This window comes from Stenotrophomonas sp. Steno-Z2 (assembly GCF_056393235.1).
Genome location: NZ_JBWJOY010000001.1, coordinates 543547 through 561006, shown reverse-complemented (window position 1 = coordinate 561006; position 17460 = coordinate 543547). Strand labels below are relative to the sequence as shown.

Here is a 17460-nt window from a genome sequence, read left to right as displayed (position 1 = left end):
GGCCTCAGTGGCGGAAGTGGCGCACGCCGGTGAACACCATGGCGATGCCGTGCTCGTCGGCCGCGGCGATCACCTCGGCGTCGCGCATCGAGCCGCCCGGCTGGATCACCGCGGTGATGCCGGCCTCGGCGGCGGCGTCCAGGCCGTCGCGGAACGGGAAGAACGCATCCGAGGCCATCACCGAGCCCGGCACCACCAGCCCGGCATCGGCGGCCTTGATGCCGGCGATGCGCGCCGAGTACACGCGGCTCATCTGCCCGGCGCCGACGCCAATCGTGCGCTCGTCCTTCGCATAGACGATGGCGTTGGACTTGACGTACTTGGCCACGCGCCAGGCGAACAGCAGGTCGCGCAGCTCGGCCGCGGTCGGCGCGCGCTGCGTCACCGTCTTCAGCTCATCGGCGGTCATGCCGCGGTTGTCCGCGCTCTGGATCAGCAGGCCCGAACCGATGCGCTTGCTGTCGTAGTTGTTGCGCGCCTCGCCGGCCGGGATGCGCAGTACGCGCACGTTGGCCTTCTTCGTGGCGTATTCCAGCGCGGCCGGCTCATAGTCCGGGGCGATCAGCACTTCGACGAACTGGCGGTCGAGGATGGCCTTGGCGGTGGCCGCGTCCAGCGTGCGGTTGAAGGCGAGGATGCCGCCGAACGCGCTGGTCGGGTCGGTGTTGTAGGCCAGCTCGTAGGCGGCGCCGACATCGGCAGCCATGGCCACGCCACACGGGTTGGCGTGCTTGACGATGACGCAGGCCGGCACCTCGAACTGGCGCACGCATTCCCACGCGGCGTCGGCGTCGGCCAGGTTGTTGTAGCTCAGTTCCTTGCCCTGCAGCTGCACGAAGGTGGCCAGGGTGCCCGGCACCGGGTACAGGTCGCGGTAGAACACGCCGCTCTGGTGCGGGTTCTCGCCGTAGCGCAGGTCCATCACCTTCACGAAGGTGGAGTTCATCTGCGCCGGGTATTCCTCACGCACCGGCACAGCGGCGCTGGTGTCGGTCACGGCCGACAGGTAGTTGCTGATCGCCGCGTCGTACTGGGCGACGCGGTTGAACGCGGCCACCGACAGCTCGAAGCGCCTGGCGGCCGACAGCCGGCCGTCGTTGGCGGCCAGTTCGGCCAGCAGCGCCTCGTACTGGTCCGGGCTGGTGGCCACGGCGACGCGGGCGAAGTTCTTGGCGGCGCTGCGCAGCATGGCCGGGCCGCCGATGTCGATGTTCTCCACCGCGTCGGCGAGCGTGCAGTCTGCCCGGGCGGTGACCGACTCGAACGGGTACAGGTTCAGCACCAGCAGATCGATCGGCGCGATGCCGTGCTCGGCCATCACCGCGTCGTCGGTGCCGGCGCGGCCGAGCAGGCCGCCGTGCACCACCGGGTGCAGGGTCTTGACGCGGCCGTCCATCATTTCCGGGAAGCCGGTGAGGTCGGATACGTCCTTGACCGGCAGGCCGGCCTCGCGGATCGCCTTGGCGGTGCCGCCGGTGGACAGCAGCTCGACGTTGCGCGCGGCCAGCGCGCGGGCCAGGTCGACCAGGCCGGTCTTGTCGGAAACGGACAGCAGGGCCCGGCGCACGGGCAGCAGATCAGCGGACATGGGGGTGGGGAGGGAAGCGGAAGCGGGCCGGTATTGTAGCCGCGCGCAGCGTGCCGGTCTGGTTGCAGCGGTGACGAGCGGTACTGCCGGTTGCCTGTTCGGGACGCTGCGCAGCGCCGGGATGTCGGGCGGGTACCGGAGACAAAGTGCCGGCCAACGGCCGGCAGCCACTGCAGGCATTGGGGATGTATCTGGAGCAGAGACCCTGGGTCAGGGGGCGCGCCGAAGGCGCGGGGCGTGGAGGGCGAAAGACGGGGCCCACGGCCTGCAATGCAAACCGTGGGGCGACAGCGCGCAGCGATGGCGCAACTCAGGCCAGCCCGTATTCCTTGAGTTTCTTGCGCAGGGTGGCGCGGTGGATGCCGAGCAGGGCCGCGGCGCGGCTCTGGTTGCCCTCGCAATGGTTGAGCACTTCCACGAACAGCGGAATTTCCATCTCGCGCAGGACGATCTCGTAGACGTCGTCGGCCTCGCAACCGTCCAGATCGCGCAGGTAGCGCCGGACGGACTGGGCGACGTGTTCGCGCAGCGGCGGCTTCGGAGCGCCACGACTGCTGTCAGGACGGGGTGGGGCAGCGTTCAAGGGGATTCCCGGATTCAGCGGAGCCGGCGCGGCGGCGCCCGGCATGGGGAGGGGAGTCTAGCGCGTGGGCGAGGGGGCTGCCATGCCGTGTGGCACGGTCAACGGAACTCGAAGGTATAAGCCACGGTGGCCGCCGAGGGCTCGCGCAGCAGGAACGCGACCTGCGCGCTCTGCCCCGGCTCCAGCCGCTGCGCCGGATCGTGCGCGGCGCCCAGGTAGTCGCGTGGTTGCAGCAGGCGGCGCCCGATCACGCGGCCGTCGGCATCGGACAGCGACAACGACAGTGCCGGCCAGGCCTGTGCCCAGCGTGCGTCGTTGCGGAAGCTGGCCTGGACCTGCAGCACGCCCTGGCGCCCGGGCAGCGGCCGGACGTCGCGCTGCAGCATGGTGTAGGCCTCCGGCTGGTGCCAGGCCGGCAGGCTGCAGCGCAGGACCGCGCACAGACCGGCCACGACCGGCCGCCAGCCGGCGCGGGCCGCGAGCGTGGCGCGGTCGGCGAGCACCACCTGGATGGCGAGCAGCAGCGCCAGCGCCGCCAGCAGCAGCCATTGCCAGCGCGGGGTGCGGCGCGCGGCGGCCGGGTTTGCCGGTGCGCGGCGCAGGAAGCTCGGCGCGATGTTTCCTTCCGCCCGCGAACCGTCGCCGTCCTGTTCCATGGGCATGTCGGCGTCGACACCCTCCGGTGTTTCTTCTTCCTGCGCAGGCGCGACCGGGGACGCTGCTTCCGGCTGCGGAACGTCCGCATCGGCGGCGCCTTCCGCTGCCGTCGGCTCCGCGGAACGGGGCGCGGGCCCGCGCTGCAGGAGCGTGGCCAGCGAAGGACGGGGCGGCGTGGTGTCTGCGCTCATGGCGGGCGGGTCGGGGACGCTGCCCTCATTCAAGCACGGCGCACGCCGGTGATGCGCATCCAGTCGCCGTCCTGCACGGCTTCCAGCTGCTCGAACCAGGGGGCATAGCGTTCCAGCAGCTCGCCTTCCTGGCCGTGCAGGATGCCGGACAGGGCGATGCGGCCGCCGGGCGCGACGCGTGCGGCCAGCAGCCCGGCCAGCGCGTCCAGCGCCGAGGCCAGGATGTTGGCGACGACGACCGGGTAGGTCGCCGCCGGCTCGTCCTCGGGCAGGTAGGCGGCGATGCGCACGCCGTTGCGCTCGCCGTTGTCGGCGGTGGCGGTCAGCGCCTGCGGGTCGTTGTCCACGCCCACCGCGGCCGCGGCGCCGAGCTTGAGCGCGGCCAGCGCAAGAATGCCCGAGCCGCAGCCGAAGTCGAGCACGCTGCGGCCGGCCAGTTCGCCGTCGGCGGCCAGCTGGTCGAGCCAGCGCAGGCACAGCGCGGTGGTCGGGTGGGTGCCCGAGCCGAAGGCCAGGCCCGGATCCAGCCGCACCACGGCGGCGTCGGCCGCCTGCGCCGCCTCGGGCAGCTCATGGTTCCACGGCACGATCCAGGTGCGCTGGCCGAACTGCATGGGCTGGAACTGGTCCAGCCAGGCGCGCTCCCAGTCCTCGTCCTGGACCGAACGGAAACCGGCGCTGCTCCAGTCCAGCCCGGCGTCGAAGGATTCCAGCGCGGCCAGCAGCGCCAGCGCATTGGTGTCGGCGGGAAACAGCGCGGTCAGCACCAGCGCGTTCCACAGCGGCGTCTGCCCCACGCCCGGCTCCAGGATCGCGCGCTCGTTGCTGGTATCGGCATCGGCGTCGAGCATCGTCACCGCCAGCGCGCCGACGTCCTCCAGGGCGTTCTCGTAACGGGGCTGGGTGGCTTCGGTGCAGCGCAGGGTGAGTTCGAGGAAAGGCATGGGGCGACGGCGACAGCGGAACGGAAGCGGGCATCCTAGACGAGGCGGCGGCCGAATGCGCGCGGAAGTGCTCCGGCGCCTGCCGCTTCTCCGGTCGGTTGACGGCGTTGCCGGCGATCCGTTTTCCCGCGCACGCCTGGAGGACCGGGCGCATTGCGCTGTCGCGACCTCGCCCTGCGCCCCGCCCCAGGCCGTGTGGGCGTTCATTCGTGAGCGCGCCAAAGGCACGCAGGCCAGGCGGCCCCATCGGGGAAGGCGCCGAAAAGGAAGAAGGCAGGTTTCCCTGCCTTCTCCGGTCACCCCGTGGTCGCGCCGCTCAGGTCAGCGCGATCGACTGGTTCTTGCGCTCGGCCAGGCGCTTTTCCAGGTAGTGGATGTTCTGCCCGCCGGCCTGGAAGCCCTTGTCGCGCATGATGCGCTGCTGCAGGGCGACGTTGGTCTTGATGCCGTCCACGACCATCTCGCTCAGCGCCACCCGCATGCGGGCGATGGCGGTGTCGCGGTCCGGGCCGTGCACGATCAGCTTGCCGATCATCGAGTCGTAGTTGGCCGGCACGCGGTAGCCGCCGTAGATGTGCGTGTCCACGCGCACGCCCGGGCCGCCCGGCGGATAGAAACCGGTGATGGTGCCGGGGCAGGGGAAGAACGTCTCCGGGTCCTCGGCGTTGATGCGGCACTCGATGGCGTGGCCGTTGATCTTGATGTCGCTCTGCTTGATCGACAGCTTGTGCCCGGCGGCGATCTTCAGCTGCTCGGCGACCAGGTCGATGCCGGTGATCATCTCGGTCACCGGGTGTTCCACCTGGATGCGGGTGTTCATCTCGATGAAGTAGAAACGGCCGTTCTCGAACAGGAACTCGAAGGTGCCGGCGCCGCGGTAGCCGATGCGGATGCAGGCTTCCACGCAGACCTTGCCGATCTCCTCGCGCAGTTCCGGGGTGATGCCCGGTGCCGGCGCTTCCTCCACCACCTTCTGGTGGCGGCGCTGCATCGAGCAGTCGCGTTCGCCCAGGTGGATGGCGTTGCCCTGGCCGTCGGCCAGCACCTGGATCTCGACGTGGCGCGGGTTCTCCAGGAACTTCTCCATGTAGACCATGTCGTTGCCGAACGCGGCCTTGGCTTCCTGCTTGGTGGTGGCGATGGCGTTGACCAGCGCGCCCTCGGTGTGGACCACGCGCATGCCGCGGCCGCCGCCGCCGCCGGCCGCCTTGACGATGACCGGGTAGCCGATCTCGCGGGCGATCTTGACGTTGGTGGCTGCATCGTCGCCCAGCGGGCCGCCCGAGCCGGGCACGCACGGCACGCCGGCGGCCTTCATCGCGCGGATCGCTTCCACCTTGTCGCCCATCAGGCGGATGGTGTCGGCCTTGGGGCCGATGAAGATGAAGCCGGACTGCTCCACGCGCTCGGCGAAATCGGCGTTCTCGGAGAGGAAGCCGTAGCCGGGGTGGATGGCCTGCGCGTCGGTGACCTCGGCCGCGGCGATCAGCGCCGGGATGTTGAGGTAGCTCTCCGACGACGGTGCCGGGCCGATGCAGACCGACTCGTCGGCCATGGCCACGTGCTTGAGGTTGCGGTCGACGGTGGAATGCACCGCGACCGTGCGGATGCCCAGGGTGTGGCACGCGCGCAGGATGCGCAGCGCGATCTCACCCCGGTTGGCGATTACGACCTTGTCGAGCATGGCCGGCGCCTCAGGCGATCACGAACAGCGGCTGGTCGAACTCCACCGGGTTGCCGCTTTCGCCAAGGATGGCGACCACGGTGCCGGCCACCTCGGCCTCGATCGGGTTGAACATCTTCATCGCCTCGATGATCGCCAGCGTCTCGCCGGCCTTGACCTGCTGGCCGACGCTGACGAACGGCGGCTTGTCCGGCGACGGCGACGCATAGTAGGTGCCCACCATCGGCGCGCGCTGCACGTGGCCGTCCGGCAGGGCGTTGCCCGGCTTGGCGGTGCCGCCGGTGGACGCTTCGGTCGGCGAGCTCATCGGCATGGACGGGGCGGCCGCGGGCGCAGCCGGGGCGGCGGCATAGGCCGGCGCGGCCACCGGCGCCGGCACGTAGCCGCCCACCGGGGTACGCGACAGGCGCACGGATTCCTCGCCTTCCTTGATCTCGATCTCGGCCAGGTTCGACTCTTCCAGCAGGTCGATCAGCTTCTTGATTTTGCGCAGGTCCATAGGATGCCTCTTGGGTGTTGTCGGCGGCGGCGCGCTCGCGCCCACCGCCGGGGAATGGGGATCAGAGCCGCTGCAGCGCGGCGTCCATGGCGTAACGGTAGCTGTCCGCGCCGAAGCCGCAGATGACACCCACCGCCTTGTCGCTGAAATAGCTGTGCTGGCGGAAGGGTTCGCGGGCGTGGGGGTTGGACAGGTGGATCTCGATGAACGGGATGGCCACGGCGGCCAGCGCGTCGCGCAGCGCCACCGAGGTGTGGGTGAAGGCGGCCGGGTTGACCAGGATGAAGGCGGTGCCGTCGCCGCGCGCGGCCTGCACCCGGTCCACCAGCACGTGCTCGGCGTTGGACTGCAGGCTCTCCAGCGCATGCCCGGCCGCCTGCGCCTGGCGCACCAGCGCCGCGTCGATGTCGGCCAGCGTGGTGTGCCCATAGACCTCCGGCTCGCGCGTGCCGAGCAGATTCAGGTTGGGGCCGTGGAGGACCAGCAGTTTCGCCATGGGCCAGCGGTGGGCGGGAAAGGGCGGCAGTGTGAGCGAACCGGGGAATGCTGTCCAGTTCGGCGAAATTGACGATGTTTTAATTGCCTGTTTGAAACCGGGGGTCGCTGCGCCCGGGTTCCGTGCAGCAGGGCTTCACGCTCATGGACGCGGGGCCTGGCCCCGCATGCGCGTCGCCGGAAAGGCGTGCGGTGCAAGCCCCGCCGCTACGGCGTTGCCGCCCATTCCTCGATCTCCCCGGCCTTGAACGGCCCCAGCTTCTGCTTCACCACCCGGCCCTGCGCATCGACCAGCACGCTGTAGGGCAGCAGCCCCTGGCTGTTGCCGAGCTTGACGCTGGCGTCGGCCGGCCCCGGCGTTTCCAGCACGATCGGGTAATACACCGGCACGTTGCCGAGGAAATCGAGCACGGCCTCGTGCGTGTCCAGCGCCAGCCCCACCACCTGCGGGCCGCTGTCGGCATGGCGGGCGGCGAAGCGCGCCAGCTCCGGCATCTCCTCGATGCAGGGCGCGCACCAGCTGGCCCAGACATTGATCAGCAGCGGCCGGCCGAGGAAACGGTCCGGGAACCGCACCGGCATGCCGTCCAGGTCGGGCAGGGTGAAGGCGGGCATCGGATCGCCCGGTGCCAGCGCGGATGCCGGCACCGTAGCGACCGGCGCCGTCGAAGGCTCGGTCATCGCCGGTATCGTCGGGCCGGTGGGGTGGCCCAGCCAGGCGCCGGCGGCCAGTCCGGCCGCCGCGGCGATGCCCGCCACCCACCACAGCGCGCGGCCCATCTCAGCGGGCCGCGCGCAGCAGCGCGTCCTCGACGATGGACTGGGTCAGCACGGTCGGCAGCACCCGCGGTGGCGCGCCGGGCCCGTACACCACGTAGAGCGGTACGCCCACGGCCTTGTGCTGCTCCAGGAAGGCGCTGATCTGCGGGTCGACATTGGTCCAGTCGCCGTGCATGTACACCGCGTCCACCCGCCTGAGGGTGTCGCGGAAGGCGTCGCGGTCGAGCACGTTGCGTTCGTTGGCCTTGCAGGTCACGCACCAGTCGGCGGTCATGTTGACGAAGACCACGCGGTTGTCCGCGCGCAGGCGGTCCAGCATTTCCGGCGAATACGCCACCGTGCCCTCGCTGGCGGCGCGCGCCGGCGCTTCCATCCGGGTCACGCCCCAGACCGGGGCCAGCGCCAGCAGGGCCAGCAGCGCGCCCAGCGCCATGCCGGCGCGGCGGCTGTGCCAGCGGCTGCGTTCGAACCACCACAGCCCCAGAGCCAGCAGCGCGGCGCCAGCCAGCAGCAGCGCCATCGCGTCGATGCCGCGCTGCTTGCCCAGCACCCACAGCAGCCAGATCGCGGTCAGGTACATCGGGAACGCCAGCACCTGCTTGAAGGTCTCCATCCACGCGCCCGGGCGCGGCAGGCGCCGCGCCAGCGCCGGCACGAAGCCGATCAGCAGGAACGGCAGCGCCAGCCCCAGCCCCAGCGCCAGGAACACCAGCATCGCCATTGCCGCCGGCGCGGTGAAGGCATAGCCCAGCGCCGGCCCCATGAAGGGCGCGATGCAGGGGCTGGCGACCACGCAGGCCAGCACGCCGGTGAAGAAATCGCCGGCCGCGCCCTTGCGGCTGGCCAGCGACTGGCCGACGCCGCCCAGGTTGCCGCCCAGCGTGAACACGCCCGACAGGCTCAGGCCGACCACGAACATCAGGTAGACCAGCGCGGCGATGAACCACGGATGCTGCAGCTGGAAGCCCCAGCCAGCGGCCTGGCCGGCCGCGCGCAGCGCCAGCACCAGCGCGCCGATGGCGGTGAAGGCGACCAGCACGCCCAGCGTGTACCACAGCGCATGGCGGCGCGCGTGCTGGCGGCTCTCGCCGCTCTGCGCCAGTCCCAGCACCTTCAGCGACAGCACCGGCAGCACGCACGGCATCAGGTTGAGGACCAGCCCGCCGGCCAGCGCCAGCAGCAGGATCCACGCCAGCGAGTCGCCTTCGCCGGCGTCCGCCGGCGGCCGGCTGCGCCCGGCATTGTCGGCCGATGCGTCGGGCGTGGCCTGGGCGGCGCCCTTGGCGTTGTCGTTGGCGCGCACCACCAGCGGCTGCGGCGCCGGCGGATTGAGCGGGTCAACGACCGGCAGGTCGGCGGGCTTGCGGCCGCTGGGCAGCGGCGGGATCACCAGCGGGGTGACCGCGGCCTCGCCGCTCGGCGACACCTTGCCGGCCGGCAGCGACAGCCGCACCCGCCGCGTCATCGGCGGATAGCAGATGCCGTCGGTCTGGCAGCCCTGGAAGGTGGCCACCAGCGTCGCCGGGCTGGCGTCGGCGCGTTCGCGGTGCAGCGGCAGCGGCACGTCGACCTGGTCGAAATACACCACCACGTTGCCGAAATGCTCGTCGCGGTGCGACGTGCCGGCCGGCCACTCCGGCTTGCCGGTGCGCACGCCGGCCGCGCCTTCCAGCGCCAGCGAGGTGCGGTCGCGGTACAGGTAGTAGCCCGGCGCCGGGGTGAAGCGCAGCAGCAGGCGGTTGCCGTCATCGACGATCGCCTCGAAGCCGAACGCCTGTTCCGAGGGCAGCGGCAGGCTCTGCGTCGCCGCCGCGCCGGGCAGCTTCAGCCCGCCGCCGTCGGTGCGCGCCAGCGGATTGAACATCGGCGCGCCGCCGGCCGGCGCGGCCGCGGCGGTGGCGCCGGGCAACCGGACCTCGACGCTGCGCTTCTGCGGCGGGTAGCACACGCCGGCATCGGCGCAGCCCTGGTAGCGGACTTCCAGGGTTACCGTCCCGGCGCCGGCGTCGGCGCTGCCGGGCAGGGTGGCCTTCAGCTGCCGGTGATAGGTTTCCACGTCGCCGAAGAATTCGTCGTGTTTCTTCTCGCCGTCGGGCATCTGCAGCGCGCCGGCGCTGAACCCGGGGCCGGCCTTGACGCTGGTGCGGTGGCGGTAGAGGTAATAGCCCGGCGCGATGTCCCAGCGCAGCTCGATGCGGTCGCGCGTCGGTGCCTCGACCTGGAGGGCGAAGGCCTGGTCGACCGGCAGCAGGTCCTTTTCGCTGACGGCCAGGGCGGGCAGGGCGCAGAGGGAGAACAGGCACAGGGCGGTGAAACGGCGCAACAGCATCTTCAAGTCAGGTGTCCTCACGGGTCTGGGCCCGGATCCAGTCCAGATAGGCCGGCAGCCCGGCGCTGGGGGAAAGCGCCAGTATCTCCGGCAATTCGTAGGGGTGGTGCTGCAGGAGCGCCGCCGTCAACGCTTCCACGCGGTCGGCGGTGGTCTTGACCAGCAGCTGCACTTCCTCCGCCTGCTCGACCTGTCCCTGCCAGCGATACACAGACTGCATCGGCGGCAACAAGTTCACGCAGGCGGCCAGGCGACGCTCGACCAGCAGCCGGGCCAGCGCCTGGGCCGTGGCGGTATCGGGGCAGGTGCAGAAGACCAGGCGGGCATCCATCGCGGCATTGTGGCATTGCCCCGCCGCTGCCGCCTCCCCGGCGTGCCGGGGAAAACAAGTCCGGAAACAACCCCTTGAAAGCCCTCCGGCGGTCCCCATCTCCCAGCCAAGCCCGTTCGACGGGCGTTTTTACGCGTGGTGCCGCCATTGCCCGAAGCAGGGTGGCAACCGCCGGACTTTCCAGACCAATCAACAACTTAAGAGGTCTCACATGAGCATCAAGCCGCTGCACGACCGCGTCGTGGTCAAGCCCATCGAAGCCGAGGAAGTCTCTGCCGGTGGCATCCTGATCCCCGATTCGGCCAAGGAAAAGTCCACCAAGGGTGAAGTCGTGGCCGTCGGCCCCGGCAAGCCGCTGGACAACGGCAGCGTCCGCGCCCCGGCGCTGAAGGTCGGCGACAAGGTCATCTACGGCCAGTACGCCGGTTCGACCTACAAGGCCGACGGCGTCGAATACAAGGTGCTGCGCGAGGACGACGTGCTGGCCGTCATCGGCTGAGCCGCGCTCCAGAACGCCTCCCAAGACCCCTTACAACCCTGATCCACTGAGGTATAGCAATGGCTGCCAAGGATATCCGTTTCGGTGAAGACGCCCGTTCGCGCATGGTGCGCGGCGTCAACATTCTCGCCAATGCCGTCAAGGCGACCCTGGGCCCGAAGGGCCGCAACGTCGTGCTCGAGAAGAGCTTCGGCGCCCCGACCATCACCAAGGACGGCGTGTCCGTCGCCAAGGAAATCGAACTGGCCGACAAGTTCGAGAACATGGGCGCGCAGATGGTCAAGGAAGTCGCTTCCAAGACCAACGACAACGCCGGTGACGGCACCACCACCGCCACCGTGCTGGCCCAGGCCCTGATCCGCGAAGGCGCCAAGGCCGTGGCCGCCGGCATGAACCCGATGGACCTCAAGCGCGGCATCGACAAGGCCGTCGTGGCCGCCGTCGCCGAGCTGAAGAACATCTCCAAGCCCACCGCCGACGACAAGGCCATCGCCCAGGTCGGCACCATCTCGGCCAACTCGGACGAATCGATCGGCAACATCATCGCCGAGGCGATGAAGAAGGTCGGCAAGGAAGGCGTGATCACCGTCGAGGAAGGCTCGGGCCTGGAGAACGAGCTGGACGTGGTCGAGGGCATGCAGTTCGACCGCGGCTACCTGTCGCCGTACTTCATCAACAACCAGCAGGCGCAGTCGGCCGACCTGGACGACCCGTTCATCCTGCTGCACGACAAGAAGATCTCCAACGTCCGTGACCTGCTGCCGGTGCTGGAAGGCGTCGCCAAGGCCGGCAAGCCGCTGCTGATCGTGGCCGAGGACATCGAAGGCGAAGCGCTGGCGACCCTGGTGGTCAACACCATCCGCGGCATCGTCAAGGTCGTGGCCGTCAAGGCCCCGGGCTTCGGCGACCGCCGCAAGGCGATGCTGGAAGACATGGCCGTGCTGACCGGCGGCACCGTGATCTCCGAGGAAGTGGGCCTGTCGCTGGAGAAGGCCACCATCAAGGACCTGGGCCGCGCCAAGAAGGTGCAGGTCTCCAAGGAGAACACCACCATCATCGACGGCGCCGGCGATGCTGCCGCCATCGAATCGCGCGTCAAGCAGATCAAGGTGCAGATCGAGGACACCACCTCCGATTACGACCGCGAGAAGCTGCAGGAGCGCGTGGCCAAGCTGGCCGGTGGCGTTGCCGTGATCAAGGTCGGCGCTTCGACCGAGATCGAGATGAAGGAGAAGAAGGACCGCGTCGACGACGCCCTGCACGCCACCCGTGCGGCGGTCGAGGAAGGCGTGGTGCCGGGCGGCGGCGTCGCCCTGATCCGTGCGGTCACCGCGCTGGCCGGCCTGAAGGGCGCCAACGAAGACCAGAACCACGGCATCCAGATCGCCCTGCGCGCCATGGAAGCCCCGCTGCGCGAAATCGTCGCCAACGCCGGCGAAGAGCCGTCGGTCATCGTCAACAAGGTCAAGGAAGGCACCGGCAGCTTCGGCTACAACGCCGCCTCGGGCGAGTTCGGCGACATGCTGGAGTTCGGCATCCTGGATCCGACCAAGGTGACCCGTTCGGCGCTGCAGAACGCCGCGTCGATCGCCGGCCTGATGATCACCACCGAAGCGATGGTGGCCGAGGCCCCGAAGAAGGACGAGCCGGCCGCGGCCGGTGGCATGGGCGGCATGGGTGGCATGGGCGGCATGGACTTCTAAGTCCGCTGCGGCTTCACCGCTGCCTGTTGCATGAAGGAACCCCGCCGCGAGGCGGGGTTTCTTTTTTGCGGCGCCCGCTGCTCAGCGCGGCAGCTGCTGGCGCACCCACTGCACGATGGCGCTGGCCGGCATGGCGCCGGACTGGCGCGCCAGCTCGCGGCCGCCGTGCAGCAGCACCATGGTCGGGATGCTGCGGATGCCGAAGCGCGTGGCCAGGGCCGGTTCGGCCTCGGTATCCAGCTTGCCCAGGCGCACCTGTGGCTCCAGCTGCGCGGCCGCCCGCGCGAACTCCGGCGCCATCTGCCGGCAGGGGCCGCACCAGGCCGCCCAGAAGTCGACCAGCAGCGGCAGCTGCGAACGCTGCGCGTGGGCATCGAAGGCGGCGGCATCGAGCGCGACCGGCGCGGCGGCGAACAGCGGCCGATGGCAGCGCCCGCAGGCGGGCGACTGGCCCAGCCGCGCGGCCGGCACCCGGTTGATGGCGTTGCAGTGCGGGCAGGCGATCTGCAGCAGGTCGTCGGTGTTCATTCCGGCCTCGCGGGGTGTCGGTTCTGGCGGCGTCGGCAAGTATCGCGCGGCCGTGGTGAATCCCGGTTGCGTCTGAAACTGTCGCATCGCACAAAAAACCGTGTTATCAATGCAGCCCATGAACGCAGCCCGCGCCCGCTTTTACTTTTGGTACTACTTTCCGAAGCCGCTGGCGGAGGAAGGACTGCGCTCACCCTGAAGAAACTTTCAGACGCATTCCCGAAAAGCCGCCAGCGACCCTGGCGGCTTTTTTGATGCCGCCTTCCGCTGGGGCAACCCCAACACGCTTGAACCGGAGACCCCCGCCATGCCCCCCCATACCGACGACCTTCGCATCCGCAGGCTCGACCCGCTGACCCCGCCGGCCCACCTGATCTCGCTGCTGCCCTGCGACGAGGACGCCTCGCAGACCGTGGCCGACGCGCGCGCCGCGCTGCACCGCATCCTGCACGGCCAGGACGACCGCCTGGCGGTGGTGGTCGGGCCCTGCTCGATCCACGACCCGGTGGCGGCGATGGACTACGCCCAGCGCCTGCGCCCGCTGCGCGACGCGCTGGGCGGGGAACTGGAAATCGTCATGCGCGTGTACTTCGAGAAGCCGCGCACCACGGTGGGCTGGAAGGGCCTGATCAACGACCCGGACCTGGACGGCAGCTTCAACATCAACAAGGGCCTGCGCGTGGCGCGCGGCCTGCTGCGCGACATCAACAAGCTGGGCCTGCCGGCCGGCGTGGAATTCCTCGACGTGATCTCGCCGCAGTACATCGCCGACCTGGTGGCCTGGGGCGCGATCGGCGCGCGCACCACCGAGAGCCAGGTGCACCGCGAACTGGCCTCGGGGCTGTCGTGCCCGGTGGGCTTCAAGAACGGCACCACCGGCGATGTGAAGATCGCCGCCGACGCGGTCGGCGCGGCCTCGCATCCGCATCACTTCCTGTCGGTCACCAAGGAGGGCGGCACCGCCATCGTCGCCACCCGCGGCAACCCGGATTGCCACGTCATCCTGCGCGGCGGCAAGCTGCCCAACTTCGACGCGGCCAGCGTGCAGGCGGCCAGCGAGGTGCTGGGCAAGGCGCAGCTGCCGGCGCGGCTGATGATCGACGCCAGCCACGCCAACAGCAGCAAGAAGCCGGAGAACCAGCCGCAGGTGATCGAGGACATCGCCGGCCAGCTGGAAGCGGGCGAATCGCGCGTGGTCGGGGTGATGGTCGAAAGCCACCTCGTCGCTGGTCGCCAGGACCTGGTCGAAGGCCAGCCGCTGGTCTACGGCCAGAGCATCACCGATGGTTGCATCGGCTGGGACAGCACCGTGCAGGTGCTCGAGCGCCTGGCCGAGGCGGTGCGCGTGCGCCGCCGCGCGCGGCTGGAAGCGGCCGCCTGAGCGGATGTGACGCCTGCACTGGCACGCATCGGCCAGTCCAAGTAGTTTACGCGGCGGGAGGCAGAAGGCCTCCCGCCTGCTATGTGGAGCGGGGCGCGTCCCGCCCGGCAGGAAGCCGATGAATCACCGTACCAGGGAGAAGGAAGTGATGCGTACCCTCAGTTGCACCGTTGCCATGGCATTGATGCTGGTGCCGGCGCTGGCGATGGCCAAAAAGCAGGTCCAGGACTCGGGCAGTGGCTGCCTGCAGAATCTTTCGGTAACCGGCGGCTTCACCAGCGGCAAGCAGTTCCTGGCCTCGACCGACCACGAAGGCGTGAGCTACGCCGAAGCGTTCCGCAAGACCGTCGCGGCGATCGAGGCCGAGGAGATGGTGGCGATTTCGCCGAACGAGCGTACCGGCTACATCGCCGCCGAACAGCCCGTGCGCGGCGGCGGCGGTTCGACCGTCCCGCTGCGCACCACCGTGCGCCGCCAGGACGATGGCAGCATCCGCGTGGAAGTGCGCTTCAGCATCAAGGGCGGGCAGCTGACCTCGAACAAGGCGGTGGGCGAGGGCATGTGCAAGATCGCCGACGCGGCCAGCCTGTAAACCGCGAACGGTCGTAGCGTGGCTGCCGGCGCCTGGTTCCTGTACCTGCTCGAATGCAGTGGCGGCAGCTACTACGCCGGCATCACCACCGACGTGCAGGCCCGCTTCCGGGCGCATGCGGCGGGCAAGGGCGCGCGCTACACGCGCGCGCATCCGCCGCTGCGCATTCTCGGCGTCCGCGAGTACGCCGACCGCGCCGCCGCATCGCGCGCGGAGTGGCAGCTGAAGCGGCAACCGCGCGAGCGCAAGCTGGCCTGGCTGGAACACGGCGGCCAATGAGGTAGATTCCGGGCACGGCCGCCACGTTGCGGCCGCAACGGCCCGGGTTCCGGGCGTCCGGCCGGAGCGGGGCGCAGGGGTATCGCGGCCCCGCATGCCGGCAACCTCAGCAGCGGGGAAACGCGATGAACGGTTGGTTCGAATTGCAGCACAGCAGCGACGGCCAGTTCCATTTCGTGCTCAAGGCGGGCAATGGCGAGGTCATCCTGACCAGCGAGCGCTACACCACGCGGGCGGCCGCGGAGAACGGCATCGCCTCGGTAAGGACGAACAGTCCGGACGATGCGCGTTACGAACGAAAGACGGCCAGCGACGGCCGCCACCATTTCAACCTCAAGGCGGCCAACCACCAGGTGATCGGCAGCAGCCAGATGTACGCCTCGCAGGCCGGGCGCGAGGCAGGCATCGCCAGCGTGCGCGCCAACGGCCCGACCCCGACGGTGAAGGACAGGACCGCGGGCTGAACCCCGCTGTCCCGAGAACGCATGAAGCCCGGGAATCCCCGGGCTTCATGCGTTGTGGCGGCCGAAGGGCTCAGGCCTTCATCGTGCCGGTGTCCAGCCAGCGCTGGTGCCAGGACAGCGCCTCCGGCAGCAGGTGCGGGGTGTGCTTGCCGTAGCTGTCGCGGCAGGCGCGCTCGAAATAGTCGTTGAGCTGGTCGCGGAAATCCGGGTGCACGCAGTGGTCGATCAGCGTGCGGGCGCGGGCGCGCGGCGGCAGGCCGCGCAGGTCGGCCAGGCCCTGTTCGGTGACCACCACCGCCACGTCGTGCTCGGTGTGGTCGACGTGGCTGACCATCGGCACGATCGCCGAAATGCTGCCGTTCTTGGCGGTGGACGGGCTCAGGAAGATCGACAGGAAGCCGTTGCGGGCGAAATCGCCCGAGCCGCCGATGCCGTTCATGATGCTGCTGCCCATGACATGGGTGGAATTGATGTTGCCGTAGATGTCGGCCTCGATCATGCCGTTCATGCCGATGCAGCCCAGCCGCCGCACCAGTTCCGGGTGGTTGGAGACTTCCTGCGAACGCATGATGATGCGCTGCCGGTAGAAGTCGATGTTGCGCATGAACTCCTCGGTGGCGGCCGGGCTCAGCGCGAAACCGGTGCAGGAGGCGTAGCGCAGCACGCCGCTGCGCAGCAGCTCGAGCATGCCGTCCTGGATCACCTCGGTGAAGGCTTCCAGGTCGCGGAAACCGCTGCTGGCCAGCCCGGCCAGCACCGCGTTGGGGATGTTGCCCACGCCCGACTGCAGCGGCAGCAGGTTGGCCGGCAGGCGCCCGCGCGCCACTTCGTGCCTGAGGAACTCGATCAGGTGGCCGGCGATGCGCTGGCTGTCGGCATCGGGCGGGTTGAACGGGCTGTTGCGGTCCGGCGCATTGGTGAGCACCACCGCGGCGATCTTGTCCGGGTCGCAGCGCAGCGTGGTCTGGCCGATGCGGTCGTCGCCGCGCAGCAGCGGGATCGGCTTGCGGTGCGGCGGCAGCGCGGTGCCGTAATAGACGTCGTGCATGCCGTCCATGCCCAGCGGCTGCCACTGGTTGACCTCGATGATCACCTTCTTCGCCAGGTCCAGCCAGGTCTTGTTGTTGCCCACCGAGGTGGACGGCACCAGCGTGCCGTCGGCATGGATGGCCGACACCTCGACCACCGCGGTGTCGATCTCGTTGTAGAAGCCGAACCACACGTGCTGGGCCACGTGCGAGAGGTGGATGTCCAGGTAGTCCAGCTTGCCGGCGTTGATGCGCCGGCGCGCGTCCGGGTCGCTCTGGAACGGCATGCGCATGGCGATGCCGTCGACCTTGGCCAGCGCGCCGTCCAGCTCCGGCGCGGTGGAGGCGCCGGTGAGCAGGTTGATGCGGAATTCCTCGCCGCGTTCGTGCGCCTGTTCGATGCGCCGGGCCAGGCACTGCGGCACCGCCTTGGGGTAGCCCGAACCGGTGAAGCCGCTCATGGCGACGGTCTCGCCGGGCTGGATCAGGGTGGCGGCGTGCTCGGCGGAGACGACCCGTTCGCGCAGGCGCGGGTCCAGGATGCGTTCGACAGACATGCGACGACAGTTGCTCGTGGGGGACGCCAATTATCCCGGATGGCCACTGCCGGCGGGGTTCGACCTTCGTGGGATGGCGTTCGCCGCGCGGGGCACCCCGTGCGCCGGGTGCGGCGGCCGTTTCGGCCGTGGCGGCGCTCGCCCCCGCCTCCGGACCGGTCCGGCGCTTTTTTGCACTGCAGCGTGCAACTTGTGCGCCGACCCCGCAGGATCGCCCTGCATCCCGACGTGGGGGAGGGAGCAAAGCCCGCTGGCAGTTCGCTGCCAGCGGGCTTTTTATTTGGCGCCAGGCTCGGCGATTGCCGGCTCCCTGTCGGCAGGCGCCGTTTCTGCTGGTGATTCCTCCAC

Annotated in this window: 18 protein-coding genes; 6 read left to right on the top strand and 12 right to left on the bottom strand. The window is 69.8% G+C overall.

The genetic code is table 11. The annotated features are described in order from the left end of the window. Positions 1–4: 4 nt before the first annotated feature. The 10 genes from purH to cutA all read right to left on the bottom strand — a co-directional run bounded on the left by purH (position 5) and on the right by cutA (position 10081). Positions 5–1588, bottom strand: a complete 1584-nt coding sequence (gene purH, locus AC06FP_RS02455) for a bifunctional phosphoribosylaminoimidazolecarboxamide formyltransferase/IMP cyclohydrolase (protein ID WP_478074359.1) — start codon at positions 1586–1588, stop codon at positions 5–7. Between the two features lie 310 nt (positions 1589–1898). After that, positions 1899–2171 carry a DNA-binding transcriptional regulator Fis gene (fis, locus tag AC06FP_RS02450; RefSeq protein WP_153189641.1) on the bottom strand — a complete coding sequence of 91 codons (273 nt, stop codon included), beginning with the start codon at positions 2169–2171 and terminating at the stop codon, positions 1899–1901. Between the two features lie 98 nt (positions 2172–2269). Then, the gene (locus AC06FP_RS02445; RefSeq protein WP_478074358.1) at positions 2270–3019 is read right to left on the bottom strand and encodes a DUF3426 domain-containing protein; all 750 of its coding nucleotides are present in this window, start codon (positions 3017–3019) and stop codon (positions 2270–2272) included. Between the two features lie 29 nt (positions 3020–3048). Further along, positions 3049–3963, bottom strand: a complete 915-nt coding sequence (gene prmA, locus AC06FP_RS02440) for a 50S ribosomal protein L11 methyltransferase (protein ID WP_456117190.1) — start codon at positions 3961–3963, stop codon at positions 3049–3051. 316 nt (positions 3964–4279) lie between these two features. After that, positions 4280–5647 carry an acetyl-CoA carboxylase biotin carboxylase subunit gene (gene accC, locus AC06FP_RS02435; protein ID WP_055766277.1) on the bottom strand — a complete coding sequence of 456 codons (1368 nt, stop codon included), beginning with the start codon at positions 5645–5647 and terminating at the stop codon, positions 4280–4282. A 10-nt stretch (positions 5648–5657) separates the two neighbouring features. Beyond that, positions 5658–6146, bottom strand: a complete 489-nt coding sequence (gene accB / locus AC06FP_RS02430; protein ID WP_456117189.1) for an acetyl-CoA carboxylase biotin carboxyl carrier protein — start codon at positions 6144–6146, stop codon at positions 5658–5660. A 61-nt stretch (positions 6147–6207) separates the two neighbouring features. Then, the gene (gene aroQ / locus AC06FP_RS02425) at positions 6208–6642 is read right to left on the bottom strand and encodes a type II 3-dehydroquinate dehydratase (RefSeq protein WP_478074357.1); all 435 of its coding nucleotides are present in this window, start codon (positions 6640–6642) and stop codon (positions 6208–6210) included. Between the two features lie 206 nt (positions 6643–6848). Next, a complete protein-coding gene (locus AC06FP_RS02420; protein ID WP_478074356.1) occupies positions 6849–7421 on the bottom strand; it encodes a TlpA family protein disulfide reductase in 573 nt (190 codons plus the stop codon). A gap of 1 nt (position 7422) precedes the next feature. Further along, positions 7423–9750 (bottom strand): protein-disulfide reductase DsbD family protein, encoded by a 2328-nt coding sequence (locus tag AC06FP_RS02415; RefSeq protein ID WP_478074740.1) that lies wholly within the window; start codon positions 9748–9750, stop codon positions 7423–7425. 7 nt (positions 9751–9757) lie between these two features. Then, positions 9758–10081 (bottom strand): divalent-cation tolerance protein CutA, encoded by a 324-nt coding sequence (cutA, locus tag AC06FP_RS02410; RefSeq protein WP_478074355.1) that lies wholly within the window; start codon positions 10079–10081, stop codon positions 9758–9760. A gap of 211 nt (positions 10082–10292) precedes the next feature. Here cutA and AC06FP_RS02405 point away from each other — a divergent pair, with 211 nt between their 5' ends. Both AC06FP_RS02405 and groL read left to right on the top strand, forming a co-directional pair. Next, entirely contained in the window at positions 10293–10580 is a 288-nt protein-coding gene (locus tag AC06FP_RS02405) for a co-chaperone GroES (protein WP_104939694.1), read from the top strand. Between the two features lie 59 nt (positions 10581–10639). Next, complete coding sequence (gene groL, locus AC06FP_RS02400; protein ID WP_104939693.1) at positions 10640–12283, top strand: chaperonin GroEL; 1644 nt, start codon at positions 10640–10642, stop codon at positions 12281–12283. 81 nt (positions 12284–12364) lie between these two features. On the opposite strand, the gene trxC is transcribed toward groL, so the two are convergent. Beyond that, positions 12365–12811: a thioredoxin TrxC gene (trxC, locus tag AC06FP_RS02395; RefSeq protein ID WP_478074354.1), complete on the bottom strand. Its 447-nt coding sequence runs from the start codon at positions 12809–12811 to the stop codon at positions 12365–12367. A 307-nt stretch (positions 12812–13118) separates the two neighbouring features. Between trxC and AC06FP_RS02390 the strand changes: the two genes are divergently transcribed. From AC06FP_RS02390 to AC06FP_RS02375, 4 genes are all read left to right on the top strand, one after another. Next, a complete protein-coding gene (locus AC06FP_RS02390) occupies positions 13119–14192 on the top strand; it encodes a 3-deoxy-7-phosphoheptulonate synthase (RefSeq protein WP_478074353.1) in 1074 nt (357 codons plus the stop codon). Positions 14193–14310: 118 nt separating this feature from the next. Next, positions 14311–14784 carry a hypothetical protein gene (locus AC06FP_RS02385; protein ID WP_456117184.1) on the top strand — a complete coding sequence of 158 codons (474 nt, stop codon included), beginning with the start codon at positions 14311–14313 and terminating at the stop codon, positions 14782–14784. A gap of 18 nt (positions 14785–14802) precedes the next feature. Further along, complete coding sequence (locus tag AC06FP_RS02380; protein WP_478074352.1) at positions 14803–15063, top strand: GIY-YIG nuclease family protein; 261 nt, start codon at positions 14803–14805, stop codon at positions 15061–15063. Positions 15064–15188: 125 nt separating this feature from the next. Beyond that, positions 15189–15527 (top strand): YegP family protein, encoded by a 339-nt coding sequence (locus AC06FP_RS02375; protein WP_456117182.1) that lies wholly within the window; start codon positions 15189–15191, stop codon positions 15525–15527. Between the two features lie 70 nt (positions 15528–15597). Here AC06FP_RS02375 and AC06FP_RS02370 read toward each other — a convergent pair whose 3' ends face one another. Further along, positions 15598–17112, bottom strand: coding sequence for an acetyl-CoA hydrolase/transferase family protein (locus AC06FP_RS02370; protein ID WP_456117181.1), 1515 nt, complete (start codon positions 17110–17112; stop codon positions 15598–15600). Positions 17113–17460: the final 348 nt, after the last annotated feature.